Consider the following 437-nt stretch of genomic DNA (forward strand, 5'->3'; position numbering starts at 1 on the left):
ACGCCATACTGCACCGCGTTGAACCACTTGCCCGAATAGTTCGGCGCCGCGCCGTGTGTCAGATGCCCGCCCGCGGCAAGGCTCATGCCCAGAACCGTATCGCCCGGCTTGCCAAGCGCCATGAATGCCGCCTGGTTTGCATTCGCGCCAGAATGCGGCTGCACGTTCGCATAGCCCGCGCCAAACAGCGTCTTTACACGTTCAATGGCAAGGCTTTCCACCTTGTCCACTTCCACACAGCCACCATAATACCGGCGGCCCGGATACCCTTCGGCATACTTGTTCGTCAGAACGCTGCCCTGTGCCTGAAGAACCGCCTCAGACACCATGTTCTCGCTCGCAATCAGCTCAATCCCGTCGCGCTGGCGCTCAAGCTCGCTCGTTATCGCGTCAAAAATCGCAGCATCCGCATCTTTCAGCTCAGCGTTGAAAAAACG

At 59.0% G+C, this 437-nt stretch carries 1 pseudogene; it reads right to left on the minus strand.

Annotated features, from left to right (window positions below):
* Positions 1–437: pseudogene (glyA, locus tag J2D75_RS14320) on the minus strand (serine hydroxymethyltransferase); the annotation flags it as partial.

Source organism: Acetobacter suratthaniensis (assembly GCF_017377745.1).
GTDB classification, from domain to species: Bacteria; Pseudomonadota; Alphaproteobacteria; order Acetobacterales; family Acetobacteraceae; genus Acetobacter; species Acetobacter suratthaniensis.